This is a genomic window from Adlercreutzia sp. DFI.6.23, from assembly GCF_024462535.1.
In the GTDB taxonomy this organism is placed as follows: Bacteria; Actinomycetota; Coriobacteriia; order Coriobacteriales; family Eggerthellaceae; genus Adlercreutzia; species Adlercreutzia rubneri.
Genome location: NZ_JANGBP010000535.1, coordinates 1 through 300, shown reverse-complemented (window position 1 = coordinate 300; position 300 = coordinate 1). Strand labels below are relative to the sequence as shown.

The 300-nt window shown below is 67.7% G+C and carries 1 protein-coding gene; it reads right to left on the bottom strand.

Features of this window, described 5'->3' with window-relative positions:
* Positions 1-219 (bottom strand): RidA family protein (locus tag NE591_RS14465; RefSeq protein WP_371130634.1); only part of this gene is annotated, 219 nt, incomplete at its 3' end.
* Between the last annotated feature and the right edge of the window lie 81 nt (positions 220-300).

Here is a 300-nt window from a genome sequence, read left to right as displayed (position 1 = left end):
ATGGGAGACCACGGCCTCGACGGCCACGTCGCAGTGGTAGGGCAGATCCTTCACCGGCACCACGGTGCGGGCCGGCAGGTAGTTCACGGCGCGCGCGGTGCCGGACTCGGGGAAGAACGTCGTGTACAAGTCGTCCACCACGCTCGCATCGGCCAGGTTCTTCACGAAGATGGTCACCTTCACGATGTCGTCGAAGGGCACGTCCACGGAGGTGAGGATGGCCTACACGTTCGCGAGGCACTGCGCGGTCTGCGCGGCCACGTCGCCCAGGATGGGACGGCCCGTGCCGGGATCGAGCGG